The sequence below is a fragment of the Caenimonas soli genome, from assembly GCF_013155545.1.
Lineage (GTDB): Bacteria > Pseudomonadota > Gammaproteobacteria > Burkholderiales > Burkholderiaceae_C > Ramlibacter > Ramlibacter soli.
The window spans coordinates 207,222-221,446 of record NZ_JABJVV010000004.1 but is presented as its reverse complement, the minus strand read 5'-3'; the positions used below and the strand labels follow the sequence as shown (position 1 = coordinate 221,446).

Genomic DNA, 14,225 nt, shown 5'->3' with positions numbered 1-14,225 from the left:
CGCGCCGCTGCGTCCACGCGGCTCCAACCAACTGGGCATGCGGCAGTACAACGAGCGGGTGGTGTTGCAGGCGCTGCGAATGCACGGCGCGCTGCCCAAGGCGGAACTGGCCCGCGTGACCGGCCTCACGGCACAGACCATCGGCCTCATCACCACCCGGCTGGAGGAAGATGGCCTGCTGCTGCGCCACGATCCGGTGCGCGGCCGCATCGGCCAGCCCTCGATCCCGCTGACGCTCGATCCCGACGGCGCCTATGCCATCGGGATCAAGATCGGCCGGCGCAGCACCGACGCACTGCTGGTCGATTTCAACGGCAAGGTGCGCAAGCGCCTCAGCCTGTCGTACGCCTTCCCCGACGCCGCCGAGCTGCTGCCGGCCGTCAGCCAGCAGCTGCGCACCCTGCGCCGCTCACTCGGCGCGCGTTCCTCGCGGCTGGTCGGCGTGGGGGTGGCCGCGCCGTTCCAGATGGGCGGATGGCACCGCATGCTGGGCCTCTCGTCCCAGCAGTCCGAACAATGGAACAGCATCGACCTGGCGGCGCAGGTCCAGGCGATGATCGACGTGCCGGTGAGCTTCGCGCGCGACACGTCGGCGGCCTGCGTCGCCGAACTGCTGCTGGGCCGCGGACGCGACATCAAGAGCTTCCTGTACCTGTTCGTCGACACGTTCGTGGGCGGCGGGCTGGTGTTGCATTCGCAGCCGCACTTCGGCGTGCGAGGCAATGCCGGGGCCGTCGCCTCGTTGCCGGTGAATCTGGCGCAACCCGGCGCGGTGCCGGAGCAGCTGGTGCGGCATGCCTCGCTCTGGGACCTGGAGCAGCACTACCAGCAGCACGGGCTCGACCCGTCGGCGGCGTATGACGCGCGCTCGCTCGAGGCGCCCTACCGCGACCACACCAGCCCGTGGATCCGCTCGGCGGCGAACGCACTGGCCCATTGCATCGTCTCGGGCACCGCCGTGGTGGATGTAGACGCCGTGGTGATGGACGGCTCGCTGGCGCCGGCGGCGCTGGAGTCGCTGCTGGCGCAAACGGCGCAAGCCCTGGACAGCTATAACTGGGAAGGCTTGTGGCGCCCGGCATTGCATGCCGGCAGCATAGGGTCGGACGCTCGCGCGCTGGGCGGCGCGCTACTGCCGCTGCACGCCAACTTCGCGCCCGACCGCGAGACATTTCTCAAGGCGGCTTGACGCCGCCCTGCCCGCCTAGGGGGCCCTAAATCTGCCCGGCGTTCGCGGCCCGGGTGGCGTTGCGTTTCGCTTTCCACGCGCCCCAGAGGATGATGAGCCCGGGGATCAGGATCATCGCCCAGATGATCTTGTCCAGGTTTTCCTTGACCCAGGGGACGCTGCCGAAGAAATAGCCGGCCGTGATGATGCCGCCGACCCATAACGCGCCGCCGGTGACGTCGTAGAAGGTGAACTTGCTGCGGGTCATCTGCGCCACCCCGGCAACGAAAGGCGCGAAGGTACGCAGGAAAGGCATGAACCGCGCCGCCACGATGGTGATGCCGCCGTATTTTTCATAGAACGCATGGGCCTGGTCGAACGCCCGCTTGTTGAAATAGCGCGAGTCCTCCCACTTGAACACCTTGGGCCCGAAGAAGCGCCCGATGGCGTAGTTGCTCTGGTTGCCCAGCACCGCGGCGGCCAGCAGCAGCGCCACCGACAGCTGGTAGTCCATCAGCCCCACCCCGCACATGGCGCCCACCACGAACAACAGCGAGTCCCCCGGCAGAAAGGGCATGACCACGACGCCGGTCTCGACGAAGATGATCAGGAACAGCAAGGCATAGACCCAGGTACCGTAATTCAGTACGAAGGTTTCGAGATGTTTGTCGACGTGCAGGATGAAGTCGACCAGAAATGCGATGAGTTCCATGGGCGTGGATTATCACTCCCTACAATGTGCGATCGCATGAACGCCGTCCTGTCCCCCCTGCCCCGCCGGCCCATCCGGGAACTGCCTGATGAGCTTATCAGCCAGATTGCCGCCGGCGAGGTGGTGGAGCGCCCCGCCTCCGTGGTGCGCGAGCTGGTTGACAACGCGCTGGACGCCGGCGCGGCCCAGGTCACGGTGCGCTTGCTCGCGGGCGGCGTGCGGCTGATTTCCGTGGAAGACGACGGCGGGGGCATCGCCCGCGAAGAGTTGCCCCTGGCATTGCGCCGCCATGCCACCAGCAAGATCGCGTCGCTGGCCGACCTGGAGTCGGTGGGCACCATGGGATTTCGCGGGGAGGCGCTGGCCGCGATAGGCTCGGTCGCCCAATTGAACATCCTGTCGCGCACCGCGGACCAGCCGAATGCCTTCCTGCTGGACGGCCGCACCGGCGAACTGCGGCCCGCTGCCCGCGCTACCGGCACCACCGTGGAAGTGAAGGAACTGTTCTTCAGCACCCCGGCCCGCCGCAAATTCCTGAAGACGGACGCCACCGAGCTGGCCCATTGCATCGAGTCGGTCCGCCGGCATGCGCTCGGCCGGCCGGACGTGGGGTTTGCCATCTGGCACGAGGGCAAGCTCGTCGAACAATGGCGCCCGGCAACGCGCGAACAGCGCCTGGCCGACGTGCTGGGCGCCGACCTGATCGAGCAGAGCGTGGACGTGACCTACGGCGCCGGGCCCATCCGGATCACCGGGCGTGCCGGTATTCCCGATGCCGCGCGTTCGCGCGCGGACCAGCAATTCACCTACGTCAATGGGCGCTTCGTGCGCGACAAGGTGCTCACGCACGCGGCGCGCAGCGCCTATGAAGACGTGTTGCATGGCCAGCGCCAGCCGGTGTATGCGCTCTACATCGAGATCGACCCCGGCCGGGTGGACGTGAATGTGCACCCGACCAAGATCGAGGTGCGCTTTCGGGACAGCCGCGAAGTGCACCAGGCGGTGCGGCATGCGGTGGAATATGCACTGGCCGCACCTCGTGCCGCAGCAGCGTCCGCCGGGCCGATCGAAATGCCGCGCGAGGAAATCCAGCGGCCCGCCATGAACTGGGCGCAACCTGCCATGGACTTCAGCCAGCCTGCCGGTCACCGTGTTTCCGACCTGGGGGCGCTGTGGCAACCGGGAATCGTTGCGCCTGAGCCTGCCAAGGACGCTGCGCCCCAATTGCCCGAGGGCGATTGGCCCCTGGGCCGGGCGATCGCCCAGCTGCAGGGCATCTACATCCTGGCCGAGAACCGGCATGGCCTGGTGATCGTGGACATGCATGCCGCGCACGAGCGCATCGTCTATGAGCGGCTCAAGCTCCAGATGGACAGCAGCCAGATCGCCAGCCAGCCGCTGCTGATCCCTGCGACGTTCGCCGCGACCCCGCAGGAAATCGCCACCGCCGAGGCCTGCGCCACGACACTCCGGACGCTGGGCCTGGAAATCACGCCCTTCTCCCCCAAGACCCTGGCCGTGCGGGCAGTGCCGACCAGCCTGGCCCAGGGCGACGCGGCGGAACTGGCGCGCAGCGTACTGGCCGAACTGGCCCAGCACGACGCCAGCACGGTGATCCAACGCGCCCAGAACGAGCTGCTCGGCACCATGGCCTGCCACGGCGCCGTGCGCGCCAACCGCAAGCTGACGCTCGATGAGATGAACGCGCTGTTGCGCCAGATGGAAGAAACCGAGCGCTCCGACCAGTGCAACCACGGCCGGCCCACCTGGCGGCAGCTGACGGTGCGGGAGCTGGATGCGCTGTTCATGCGCGGGCGCTAGGACGCGGCCAAACGCGCAGCGTTAGATCACATCCTTGAGATACACCGACGACAGCTGTCCGCTCTTCCAGAGCTTGTCGGTCGCATCCGAATACGGCAGCAGCAAATTGCGGATCAGGGGCTCCAGCACGGTGGATTGCGCTTCCGCCAGCAGGATGTAGCGCGTTTCTTCCTCATCCTCGATCTCGTTGACACGGCCTACCCAGTCGAGCGCCACCAGGGTCTCCAGCACCGGCTCGAGCTGAAGGGTTTCCGCTTCCAGCGCCCGGGCCAGTTGCAGCGCACTCAGCCCGCGCTGCGCCGAACTGCGCGCGCGATCCAGTTCACGCAGCACTTCCAGCGCCAATTGAAACTGCCAGCCGTGCGCCGTGGCGCGCCGCCGCGTGCCGGCTACGAGGCTCGGCAGGTACGCGGCGATCACCGCGCCCCACAGCACGATCACCCAGGCGATATAGATCCACACCAGGAGGATGGGCACGGTGGCGAAGGCGCCGTACACGGCGGAATAGGTGGGCACCTTGCCGAGGTACAGGGCCAACAGGCTGCGCGCCAATTCGATCCCGATCGCGGCAAACAGGCCTCCGGCCCAGGCATGGCTGCGGCGCACCGGCGTGTTCGGCACATACCGATACAAGGCGGCCAGGCCGGCGGCGAGCAGGAAGAACTGGATGACATCGAGCAGCAGCTGGACGCCGCCGGGCATTGACGCGACCAGCCCGCGCGATGCGGAAATGAGGTACGAGCTGATGCTCAGGGAGGCGCCCAGCAGCAGCGGCCCGAGCGTCATCACGGCCCAATAGACCAGCACCCGCTGGCCCAGGGGGCGGCGCCGCTTGACCCGCCAGATGCTGTTGAGCGTGCGGTCGATCGTCAGCACCAGGGCCAGGGCCGTGACGAACAGGACCGCCAGGCCGAGGGCGCCGAGACGGCTGGCCTTGCCCGCGAACTGGGTCAGGTAGCCCAGAACCTGCCGGGCAATAGCGTCCGGAACCAGGCTTTGCACCAGCCAGGCCTGCAGGGCGCCCTGCAGCTTGCCGAATACGGGAAATGCCGTGAACACGGCCAACGCCACGGTAAAGAACGGCACCAGGGCCATCGTGGTCGTGAAAGTCAGGCTGCTGGCCGTCAAGCCCAGCCTGTCCTCGCGAAAGCGCTCGCCCAGCGTCAACGCAGTGGATTTCCACGGAAAGTGGGTGAGATCGGCGAGCAATTGGCGGGCATCCATCGGCCGCTATGATGCCATCGCCATGTCCACATCCGATTCCGCGCCAGCCGCACGCCCCGACAGCACGGTCGCTATCACCCGATGGCTCGCCGCCGGCAGCCTGCTGGCACTCATCGTCCTGGGCCTCGCCTGGGAACTCTGGCTCGCGCCGGTGCGGCCCGGCGGCTCCTGGCTGGTGATCAAGGTGCTACCTCTGTGTTTCCCGCTGGCAGGTCTGCTGCGCAACCGCATGTACACCTACCGCTGGGTGAGCCTGATGGTGTGGATTTATTTCACCGAGGGTGTTGTGCGCGCGTATAGCGATCGGGGTTTGAGTGCGCAGCTGGCAATGATCGAAACCGTGCTCTGCCTGGTGCTGTTCGCCGCCTGCGCTTTGCATGTGCGGGTACGTCTTCATAGGGCGAAATCATGACCACACTGATCGACCAACTGCGGCAGCTTGTGGGCGACAGCCAGGTGCTCACCGAAGGCGACTTGACCGCCTGGGAACAGGATTGGCGAAAGCGTTCGCGCGGCAAGGCGCTGGCCGTGGTCCGGCCCGGCTCCACTGCGGAGGTCGCCCAGGTGGTAAAGGCTTGCGCCGCCGCGGGCACGTCCATCGTGCCGCAGGGAGGCAACACGGGGCTGGTGGTCGGGTCCACGCCCGACACATCGGGAACGCAGGTGGTGCTCAGCCTCCAGCGCATGAAGACCGTGCGCGAGATCGACACGGAAAATCTGACGATGACGGTGGAGGCGGGCTGCGTCCTGCAAAACCTCCAGGAGGCCGCGGCGGGGGCAGGCTTGCTCTTTCCCTTGAGCCTTGCGGCCGAGGGCACCTGCACCATCGGCGGCAACCTGGCTACCAACGCGGGCGGAACCCAGGTCGTGCGTTACGGCAATGCGCGCGAGCTTTGCCTCGGGCTGGAGGTCGTCACGGCCCAGGGCGAAATCTGGAATGGCCTGTCGGGCCTGCGCAAGGACAACACGGGCTACGACCTGCGGAATCTTTTCATCGGCAGCGAAGGAACGCTGGGGGTGATTACGGCTGCGACCATGAAGCTCTTCCCCCTCCCCGCTGCGGAACTGACGGCCTGGGCCGCCGTGCCGTCGCTGGAAGAAGCCGTGCGGCTTCTGGGCCTGGCCCACAAGCACCTGGGCGCCGGGCTGACCGGCTTCGAGGTCATGGGCCAATTCGCCCTGAGCCTGGTGGCGCGGCACTTTTCCCAGATGCGCGTGCCTTTGTACGACCAGGCGCCCTACTGCGTGCTGCTGGAAAATTCGGACAACGAATCCGAACTGCATGCGCGGGCCCAGTTCGAGCGTCTGCTCGAAACCGCGCTCGAGGAAGGCTGCGTGACCGATGCCGTCGTGGCCGAGAACCTGACCCAGGCGCACCAGCTCTGGCACATCCGCGAAAGCATTCCGCTGGCCCAGGCCGAAGAAGGCCTCAACATCAAGCACGACATCTCGATCCCGGTGTCACGCATTCCGCAGTTTTGCCACGAGACGGACGCCCTGCTGGCACGGCATATTCCCGGCGTGCGCCTCGTGAACTTCGGCCACCTGGGCGACGGGAACCTGCACTACAACGTGCAGGCGCCCAAGGACAGTGACGCAGCGGCTTTCCTGAACGATTGGGAAGAGAAGGTGAATTCGCTGGTGTACGAGTCGGTCCAGCACTTCGGCGGATCCATCTCCGCCGAGCATGGCGTAGGCAGCCTCAAGCTGGAAAAGCTGGAGCAGCACAAACCCCCGGTGGCGCTGCAGATGATGCGCGGGATCAAGCGCGCACTGGATCCCGCCAACCTGATGAATCCGGGGCGAGTGATTCGCCCATAATTCCATCCATGAGCGAAACCAGCCGCCCCGTCCGGTCCCAGTATGAGGACTTCATGCGCCATGTGTACACGCATGGCACGCCCAAGACCGATCGCACGGGCACGGGCACCCGCAGCGTGTTCGGCTACCAGATGCGGTTCGACCTGAACGAAGGTTTTCCGCTGGTGACGACCAAGAAGGTCCACCTGAAGTCGATCATCCAGGAACTGCTGTGGTTCCTCCAGGGCTCGGGCAACAACAACTGGCTGAAAGAGCGCGGCGTCACCATCTGGGACGAGTGGGCCGCACCCGACGGCGACCTGGGCCCCGTCTACGGCGTGCAATGGCGCAGCTGGCCGACGCCGGACGGCGGCCAGATCGACCAGATCGCCGAGGCGGTCAAGACGATCAAGACCAACCCCGACTCGCGGCGCATCATCGTGAGCGCCTGGAACGTGGCCGACATCCCGAAGATGGCGCTGGCGCCCTGCCACGCCTTCTTCCAGTTCTATGTGGCGGACGGCAAGCTTTCCTGCCAGCTCTATCAGCGCAGCGCGGACATCTTCCTGGGCGTGCCTTTCAACATCGCAAGCTACGCCTTGCTCACGCACATGATGGCGCAGCAGTGCGACCTGGGCATCGGCGACTTCATCTGGACCGGCGGCGACTGCCACATCTACAGCAACCACCACGAGCAAGTGGAGCTGCAGTTGAGCCGCCAGCCCTTCCCCTATCCCGTGCTGAACATCAAGCGCAAGCCCGCATCGATCTTCGACTACGAGTACGAGGATTTCGAGGTGCTGGACTACCAATGCCACGGCGCCATCAAGGCTCCGGTGGCTGTCTGAACGAATGAAACTCGGATTGATCTATGCGCGCGCCCGCAATGGCGTGATCGGCAAGGGCGGCACCCTGCCCTGGCACCTGCCCGAAGACCTGGCGCACTTCAAGCGGCTCACGATGGGCTGCCCCGTCATCATGGGCCGGAAGACCTGGGATTCGCTGCCGCCGAAGTTCCGCCCGCTGCCCGGACGCCCCAACATCGTCATCACGCGCGACGCCGGCTGGACGGCGGCAGGCGCGCAGCGTGCCGCCTCGCTGCGGGAGGCTCTCGCCCAGTGCGAGCACCACCCGCAGGCCTGGGTCATCGGCGGCGCGCAGATCTACGCGCAGGCACTGTCGCTGGCCGACACGGCGGAAGTCACCGAGCTCGACGCCGATTTCGAGGGCGACGCGTTTGCCCCGGAACTGAGCGCGCCGTGGAAGCAGGTCGCCCGCGAGTCGCACATCTCGGCCGGCGGCGTGCACTACAGTTTCGTCACCTACCAGAACACCCAACGAGGAGTTTGAAATGTCCGGAGCAGGTTTCCACGTTCACGGCCCGCACGACCACGAGTTGGAGCATGCGGTGCAGCACAGCGCTCAAGGCGGCATGATCAACCAGATCGCCATGTTCACCGCGGTGATCGCCACGGTCGGCGCGATCTTCGCCTACATGGGCGGCGCGACCCAGGCCAACGCCGGCCTTTACAAGAATAACGCGGCGATCAAGAAGACCGAAGCCGCCAACCAGTGGAACTATTTCCAGTCCAAGAGCACGAAGCAGTCGCTGGCCGAAGTCTCGCGCGACCTGTCGCCGCCAGACAAGCAAGGCATCTACCAGGCCAAGATGGAGCGCTACGAGAAGGAAAAGAAGGAGATCGAGGCCGACGCCCGCAAGCTGGAAGCCCAGGCAAACGAGTGGGACAAGCGCAGCGACGAGCAGATGCACCAGCACCACCGCTGGGCCCAGGCCACCACGGCGCTGCAGGTGTCCATCGCCTTGGCTGCCATTGCCCTGCTCACCAGGAAGAAATGGCTGGAATGGGGCATGTTCGGAATGGGTGGCGTCGGCGTAGCGATCGGTTTGCTGGCAATGCTGCACATTTGAGCCGACGATGAAGATCACCACCTGGAACGTCAATTCGCTGACCGCGCGGTTGCAGCACGTGCTGGACTGGACCGCCGCCAATCCGGTGGACGTGCTGTGCCTGCAGGAGCTCAAGCTCACGGACGACAAGTTTCCGCTCGAGGTGTTGCGCTCGGTCGGCTATGAGCACTGCGCGGTCTTCGGGCAGAAGACGTACAACGGCGTCGCGATCATGAGCCGGCTGCCGGTGCGCGACATCGTGAAGAACATCGTGGGCTTCGCCGACGAGCATTCGCGCGTGATCGCGGCAACGATCGACGGCCCGGCCGGCGAAGTGCGGCTGGTCAACGGCTACTTCGTCAACGGCCAGGCGCCGGGCACCGACAAGTTCGAATACAAGATGAGTTGGCTGCGCGGCCTGCGCGACTACCTGAGCGAGGAAATGGCCCGGCACCCGCGCCTGGTGCTGCTGGGCGATTTCAATATCGCGCCGGAAGACCGGGACTCGTATGACCCGGAGGGTCTGCGCGAGACGATCCACCACACCACCCAGGAACGGGATCATTTTCGCAAGCTGATCGAGCTGGGGCTGTGCGACAGCTTCCGGCTGTTCGAGCAGCCCGAGAAGAGCTACAGCTGGTGGGACTACCGGATGCTGGGCTACCAGAAGAACCGGGGCCTGCGCATCGACCATATCCTGGTCAGCGAGGCCTTGAAGCCCGGGGTGAAAGGCTGCGCCATCGACCGCGTTCCGCGCAAATGGGACAAGCCCAGCGACCACGCGCCGGTGACAGTGGAGATCTGAGCTGTCATTGGCATGGATCCCGGATCAAGTCCGGGATGACAGCCAATTCATTCCAGCCCCAATTCCTGGATCTTGCGGGTGATGGTGTTGCGCCCGATGCCGAGCTTTTGCGCGGCCTCGATCCGGCGGCCGCGGGTGTTCGCCAATGCGGTAAGGATGAGCTTGGATTCGAAGCGTTTGGTGAGTTCGTCCCACACATCGTGCCGGCCGCTCGCCAGCAACTCCAGCGCCTCCGCTTCCAGGCCCGACTCCCAGCTGCGCTGACCGTCAGCAACCGCTGCGGCCATCTCTGGCGCGGCAGTAGGTGCCGGCGATGCATCGTCTGGCGTTGCTGCCCGTGGCGCTTCGATCGCGGGCTGCGCCGCACGCGGGGCCGGCGCTTCGCTGGGCCCTGCCCCCACTTCCGGCGGCAGGTCCTTGGGTTCTATCAGCTGCGCCGGTGCCATCACCGTGAGCCAGTGGCAGATGTTCTCGAGTTGCCGCACGTTGCCCGGAAAACCGAAGGTGGCCAGCCGCACCAGAGCGGCGTCGGAAATACGCTTGGGCTCCACGCCCAGCTGCTTGGCGCTTTGCTGCAGGAAATGCCGTGCCAGCATGGGGATGTCGTCCAGGCGCTCGCGCAGTGCGGGCAGCCGCAGGCGGATCACGTTCAGGCGGTGGAACAGGTCCTCGCGGAAAACGCCTTCCTTGACGCGCTGCTCCAGGTCCTGGTGCGTCGCGGCGATCACACGCACGTTGGCCTTCACGGCGTTGTGGCCGCCGACGCGATAGAAGTGCCCATCCGACAGCACGCGCAACAGGCGCGTCTGCAGGTCGAACGGCATGTCGCCGATTTCATCGAGGAACAGCGTGCCGCCCTCGGCCTGCTCGAAGCGCCCGCGCCGCATGGTCTGGGCGCCGGTGAACGCGCCGCGCTCGTGGCCGAAGAGCTCCGACTCCAGCAGGTCTTTGGGTATGGCGGCGGTGTTGATCGCCACGAACGGCCCACCCGCGCGAGGCGAATGCTTGTGCAAGGCACGCGCGACCAGCTCCTTGCCGGAGCCCGACTCGCCGGTGATCATCACCGTCACGTTGCTCTGCGACAGGCGGCCGATGGCGCGAAACACGTCCTGCATCGCCGGCGCCTGGCCCAGCATCTCCGGGGCCGCCGCCATGCGTTCCTCGGCCACTTCCTCGCGCTGGCTCTCCTCCACCGCACGGCGGATCAGCTCGATCGCCTTGGGCAGGTCGAAGGGCTTGGGCAGGTACTCGAAGGCGCCGCCCTGGAACGCCGAAACGGCGCTGTCCAGGTCGGAGAAGGCCGTCATGATGATGACCGGCAGGCCCGGATGCTTCTCCTTGACCTTGGTAAGAAGATCCAGGCCGGAGCCGCCCGGCATGCGGATGTCGCTCACCAGGATCTGCGGGCCGTCCTCGTCGTCGCCCGACTCGAGCGCTTGCAGGACCTCACGGGGATTGGTGAAGCTGCGGGTGGGAAGGTCTTCGCGCAGCAACGCCTTTTCCAGCACGAAGCGGATGGATTGGTCATCGTCAACTATCCAGATCGGCTTCATTGGTTCTTGTCACCTCAGGTCAACTGCATTTGCTCATGGCAACGGAATCAGTATCTTGAAATCCGTCCTCCCGGGCGCGCTTTCGCACTCGATCAGCCCATGATGCTGCTGAACGAAGGTTTGCGCCAACGTCAGCCCGAGGCCTGAACCGCCTTCCCTGCCCGACACCAGCGGAAAGAAAATGCGGTCCCTGATCGAGTCCGGTACACCGGGCCCGTTGTCGATGACATGCAATTCCAATGCCAGTCGGTAGCGCTGTTTGCCGAAAGTGACCTGCCGGGCGATGCGGGTGCGCAAAACCAGCTGCGCATCGCCTGCCGAAATCCGTTCCGACAGGGCTTGGCAGGCGTTCTGGGCGATGTTGAGCACCGCCTGGATCAGTTGCTCGCGATCGCCCCGGAACTCGGGAATGGACGTGTCGTACTCCCGCGCCACCTTCAGGCCGCGCGGAAACTCCGCCAGGATCAGCGATCGCACCCTTTCGCAGACTTCGTGGATGTTGACGTCGCCCACCACGTGCGGCCGGCGGTGCGGCGCCAGCAGGCGATCCACCAGCGTTTGCAGCCGATCGGCCTCATGGATGATGACCCGGGTGTATTCCTTCAAGTCCTTGGACTCGATCTCCATTTCCAGCAGCTGCGCCGCGCCGCGAATCCCGCCGAGCGGATTCTTGATTTCATGCGCCAGGTTGCGGATCAACTCCTTGTTGGCCTGGGCCTGGTCGATCAGGCGCTCTTCGCGGTCCTGCCTGGCCTGCGCCTCCAGCGGCAGGAGTTCCACGATGCACTCACCCGGCCTGTCGGTCTGCGCAACGACCACGTGAACGGGCACGGGCTCGGCGTGGCTCTGGCGAACCAGCCAGGCGTCGTAGCGCAGGGCCGCGAACTCATTGCTGCTTGCACCTTCCAGCGCGTTCTGCAAGATGTGCGGTTCGGTGAAACACTGGGGGAAGTTGGAGCCCTCGATCGTGCGGCGAGAGCTGCCGAGGGCGTCTTCGAGCGCCGAGTTGGCGAAGAGGACGGATCCGTCGCCCGCGACGACCGCCACGAGGGTGGCCAGGAGGTCGAGCGACTGGAAACGGGTAGGAAGTGGCGCCGGCTTGGTCAAGCCCTTATTTTGACACTCGGCCCAGCTCGCGCTTGATACCGGCGATGTCGCTCTCGTTGCGCGCGATGTTTGCCTTCAGCTCGGCGACGCGATCCAGGTACTTCTGGTAGTTGCGGTGCTCCGGCCCCATCTTCTCGGGCTCGCCGTTGTTGTATTCCTTGACCAGTTCGGCCTGGCGCGCTTCGGCCTTTTTCAATTCGGCCTCGAGGATGCCGCGGGCGTCCGAGTCCCTTGCGCGCTGCTCGTCGGCATCGACGCGCTGGCCCGGCCCTGCGGCGGCTTGCGGGGCCGTGGAGACCTTGACCGTCGCCGAGGTATTGACGCGCGTTCCCTGGACAACGGTGACGTTGCCACCTTCCAGGGTCTTGCAACCCTTCGCGCGAGCCTCGCCCGCGTCATTGGTGTACACGTTGCCTGCGCAACGATAGACCGGGGTTTGGGCGTAGCTGTTGGCCGCCATCGCGGCAACGGCCATGGGGATCAAAAAGGCGTATTTCATTGGATTGCTCCTCCGCATCGGAATGCATAGGACGGCTCGACAGTATCGCGCAATCCTTCATGAAAACCAAATAAGCCGTTGATTTCAAAAAGAAAAGGACGCCCTTAAGCGTCCTTTTCGTGCCACATGCTGTGAGAAATTACAGCATCGTGTCAATCACAGTGAGTAGTACATGTCGAACTCGATCGGGTGCGTCGTCATGCGGAAACGGGTCACTTCCTGCATCTTCAGCTCGATATATGCGTCGATCATGGTGTCGCTGAACACACCGCCCTTGGTCAGGAAGCCGCGGCCCTTGTCCAGATAATCCAGGGCCTGATCCAGGCTGTGGCACACGGTCGGAATCTTTGCGTCTTCTTCCGGCGGCAGGTGGTACAGGTCCTTGGTGGCGGCTTCGCCGGGATGGATCTTGTTCTCCACACCGTCCAGGCCGGCCATCAGCATGGCGGCGAAACCCAGGTAGGGGTTCATCAGCGGGTCGGGGAAGCGGACTTCGATCCGGCGGCCCTTCGGGTTGGGAACGTAGGGGATGCGGACCGAGGCCGAACGGTTACGGGCCGAGTACGCCAGCTTCACCGGGGCTTCGAAGCCGGGAACCAGGCGCTTGTAGCTGTTGGTACCCGGGTTGGTGATGGCGTTCAGGGCACGGGCGTGCTTGATGATGCCGCCGATGTAGTACAGCGCGAAGTCCGACAGGCCCGCGTAGCCGTCGCCGGCGAACAGGTTCTTGCCGTCTTTCCAGACCGACTGGTGCACATGCATGCCCGAGCCGTTGTCGCCGACGATGGGCTTGGGCATGAAGGTCGCGGTCTTGCCGTAGGCATTGGCCACGTTGTGGATCACGTACTTCATGAGGATGGTCCAGTCCGCGCGCTGGACCAGCGTCGAGAACCGGGTGCCGATCTCGTTCTGGCCGGCGCCCGCCACTTCGTGGTGGAACACTTCGACCGGGATGCCCAATGATTCGAGGATCAGAGAGACCTCGGCGCGCAGGTCTTGCGTGCTGTCGACCGGGGGAACGGGGAAATAGCCGCCCTTGGTGGTGGGACGGTGGCCCTTGTTGCCGCCTTCGATCTTCTTGCCCGTGTTCCACGGTGCTTCGTACTCGTCGATCTCCACGAAGGAGCCCGATCCGTCGGCGCCCCAGCGCACGTCGTCGAAGATGAAGAATTCGGGTTCCGGTCCGAAGAACGCGGTGTCGCCCAGGCCGGATGCCTTGAGGTACGCCTCGGCGCGCTTGGCGATGGAACGCGGGTCGCGGTCATAGGCCTTGCCGTCGCCCGGCTCGAGCACGTCGCACGACAGGAGCATCGTCGTCTCTTCGAAGAAGGGGTCGATGTTGGCGGTGTTCGGATCCGGCATCAGCAGCATGTCGGAGGCTTCGATGCCCTTCCAACCCGCGATCGAGGAGCCGTCGAATGCATGGCCGCCGCTGAACTTGTCTTCGTCGAAATGAGAAACGGGCACAGTGACGTGTTGTTCTTTTCCGCGGGTGTCGGTGAAACGGAAGTCGACAAACTTGACTTCGTTCTCCTTCACCATCTTCATCACGTCTGCGACGCTCTTGGCTGCCATCAAGGTTCTCCTAGTGGATGGTTGTTAAGAATATGGGACGGGGATTGGAATG

14 protein-coding genes are annotated in these 14,225 nt (G+C 65.1%); 8 read left to right on the top strand and 6 right to left on the bottom strand.

The window, feature by feature from the left end; translation table 11 throughout:
• The first annotated feature begins 37 nt into the window (after positions 1-37).
• Positions 38-1,189 (top strand): ROK family transcriptional regulator, encoded by a 1,152-nt coding sequence (locus HNE04_RS08060; protein ID WP_172218129.1) that lies wholly within the window; start codon positions 38-40, stop codon positions 1,187-1,189.
• Positions 1,190-1,214: 25 nt separating this feature from the next.
• Here the strand turns inward: HNE04_RS08060 and HNE04_RS08055 are convergent, their stop codons facing one another.
• Positions 1,215-1,880, bottom strand: a complete 666-nt coding sequence (locus HNE04_RS08055) for a DedA family protein (RefSeq protein WP_172218018.1) — start codon at positions 1,878-1,880, stop codon at positions 1,215-1,217.
• A 36-nt stretch (positions 1,881-1,916) separates the two neighbouring features.
• Here HNE04_RS08055 and mutL point away from each other — a divergent pair, with 36 nt between their 5' ends.
• A complete protein-coding gene (mutL, locus tag HNE04_RS08050; protein WP_172218017.1) occupies positions 1,917-3,701 on the top strand; it encodes a DNA mismatch repair endonuclease MutL in 1,785 nt (594 codons plus the stop codon).
• Positions 3,702-3,722: 21 nt separating this feature from the next.
• Here the strand turns inward: mutL and HNE04_RS08045 are convergent, their stop codons facing one another.
• A complete protein-coding gene (locus HNE04_RS08045) occupies positions 3,723-4,925 on the bottom strand; it encodes a YihY family inner membrane protein (RefSeq protein ID WP_172218016.1) in 1,203 nt (400 codons plus the stop codon).
• A 22-nt stretch (positions 4,926-4,947) separates the two neighbouring features.
• Here HNE04_RS08045 and HNE04_RS08040 point away from each other — a divergent pair, with 22 nt between their 5' ends.
• Genes HNE04_RS08040 through xth form a run of 6 tightly spaced genes read left to right on the top strand, consistent with a single transcriptional unit; the run spans position 4,948 to position 9,439 of the window.
• A complete protein-coding gene (locus HNE04_RS08040; RefSeq protein ID WP_172218015.1) occupies positions 4,948-5,337 on the top strand; it encodes a DUF2069 domain-containing protein in 390 nt (129 codons plus the stop codon).
• Positions 5,334-6,746, top strand: a complete 1,413-nt coding sequence (locus HNE04_RS08035; RefSeq protein WP_172218014.1) for an FAD-binding oxidoreductase — start codon at positions 5,334-5,336, stop codon at positions 6,744-6,746. Before HNE04_RS08040 ends, HNE04_RS08035 begins: the two co-directional genes overlap by 4 nt.
• Positions 6,747-6,754: 8 nt before the next feature.
• Positions 6,755-7,573 (top strand): thymidylate synthase, encoded by an 819-nt coding sequence (locus HNE04_RS08030; protein ID WP_172218013.1) that lies wholly within the window; start codon positions 6,755-6,757, stop codon positions 7,571-7,573.
• Between the two features lie 4 nt (positions 7,574-7,577).
• Complete coding sequence (locus HNE04_RS08025; protein ID WP_172218012.1) at positions 7,578-8,075, top strand: dihydrofolate reductase; 498 nt, start codon at positions 7,578-7,580, stop codon at positions 8,073-8,075.
• 1 nt (position 8,076) lies between these two features.
• A complete protein-coding gene (locus HNE04_RS08020; RefSeq protein WP_172218011.1) occupies positions 8,077-8,655 on the top strand; it encodes a DUF4337 domain-containing protein in 579 nt (192 codons plus the stop codon).
• Positions 8,656-8,662: 7 nt separating this feature from the next.
• A complete protein-coding gene (xth, locus tag HNE04_RS08015) occupies positions 8,663-9,439 on the top strand; it encodes an exodeoxyribonuclease III (protein WP_172218010.1) in 777 nt (258 codons plus the stop codon).
• Between the two features lie 47 nt (positions 9,440-9,486).
• Here xth and ntrC read toward each other — a convergent pair whose 3' ends face one another.
• The 4 genes from ntrC to glnA form a co-directional block, all read right to left on the bottom strand.
• Entirely contained in the window at positions 9,487-10,992 is a 1,506-nt protein-coding gene (gene ntrC, locus HNE04_RS08010; RefSeq protein ID WP_172218009.1) for a nitrogen regulation protein NR(I), read from the bottom strand.
• Between the two features lie 33 nt (positions 10,993-11,025).
• On the bottom strand, positions 11,026-12,099 hold the full coding sequence (glnL, locus tag HNE04_RS08005) for a nitrogen regulation protein NR(II) (RefSeq protein ID WP_172218008.1): 1,074 nt from the start codon (positions 12,097-12,099) through the stop codon (positions 11,026-11,028).
• A 4-nt stretch (positions 12,100-12,103) separates the two neighbouring features.
• Complete coding sequence (locus HNE04_RS08000; RefSeq protein ID WP_172218007.1) at positions 12,104-12,598, bottom strand: hypothetical protein; 495 nt, start codon at positions 12,596-12,598, stop codon at positions 12,104-12,106.
• 156 nt (positions 12,599-12,754) lie between these two features.
• Complete coding sequence (glnA, locus tag HNE04_RS07995) at positions 12,755-14,173, bottom strand: type I glutamate--ammonia ligase (RefSeq protein ID WP_172218006.1); 1,419 nt, start codon at positions 14,171-14,173, stop codon at positions 12,755-12,757.
• Between the last annotated feature and the right edge of the window lie 52 nt (positions 14,174-14,225).

What these genes read in the sequence shown, in the direction of transcription:
- HNE04_RS08060 (WP_172218129.1), top strand. Translation starts at nt 38, where the DNA reads ATGCGGCAGTACAACGAGCGGGTGGTGTTGCAGGCGCTGCGAATGCAC.
- HNE04_RS08055 (WP_172218018.1), bottom strand. Translation starts at nt 1,880, where the DNA reads ATGGAACTCATCGCATTTCTGGTCGACTTCATCCTGCACGTCGACAAA.
- mutL (WP_172218017.1), top strand. Translation starts at nt 1,917, where the DNA reads ATGAACGCCGTCCTGTCCCCCCTGCCCCGCCGGCCCATCCGGGAACTG.
- HNE04_RS08045 (WP_172218016.1), bottom strand. Translation starts at nt 4,925, where the DNA reads ATGGATGCCCGCCAATTGCTCGCCGATCTCACCCACTTTCCGTGGAAA.
- HNE04_RS08040 (WP_172218015.1), top strand. Translation starts at nt 4,948, where the DNA reads ATGTCCACATCCGATTCCGCGCCAGCCGCACGCCCCGACAGCACGGTC.
- HNE04_RS08035 (WP_172218014.1), top strand. Translation starts at nt 5,334, where the DNA reads ATGACCACACTGATCGACCAACTGCGGCAGCTTGTGGGCGACAGCCAG.
- HNE04_RS08030 (WP_172218013.1), top strand. Translation starts at nt 6,755, where the DNA reads ATGAGCGAAACCAGCCGCCCCGTCCGGTCCCAGTATGAGGACTTCATG.
- HNE04_RS08025 (WP_172218012.1), top strand. Translation starts at nt 7,578, where the DNA reads ATGAAACTCGGATTGATCTATGCGCGCGCCCGCAATGGCGTGATCGGC.
- HNE04_RS08020 (WP_172218011.1), top strand. Translation starts at nt 8,077, where the DNA reads ATGTCCGGAGCAGGTTTCCACGTTCACGGCCCGCACGACCACGAGTTG.
- xth (WP_172218010.1), top strand. Translation starts at nt 8,663, where the DNA reads ATGAAGATCACCACCTGGAACGTCAATTCGCTGACCGCGCGGTTGCAG.
- ntrC (WP_172218009.1), bottom strand. Translation starts at nt 10,992, where the DNA reads ATGAAGCCGATCTGGATAGTTGACGATGACCAATCCATCCGCTTCGTG.
- HNE04_RS08000 (WP_172218007.1), bottom strand. Translation starts at nt 12,598, where the DNA reads ATGAAATACGCCTTTTTGATCCCCATGGCCGTTGCCGCGATGGCGGCC.
- glnA (WP_172218006.1), bottom strand. Translation starts at nt 14,173, where the DNA reads ATGGCAGCCAAGAGCGTCGCAGACGTGATGAAGATGGTGAAGGAGAAC.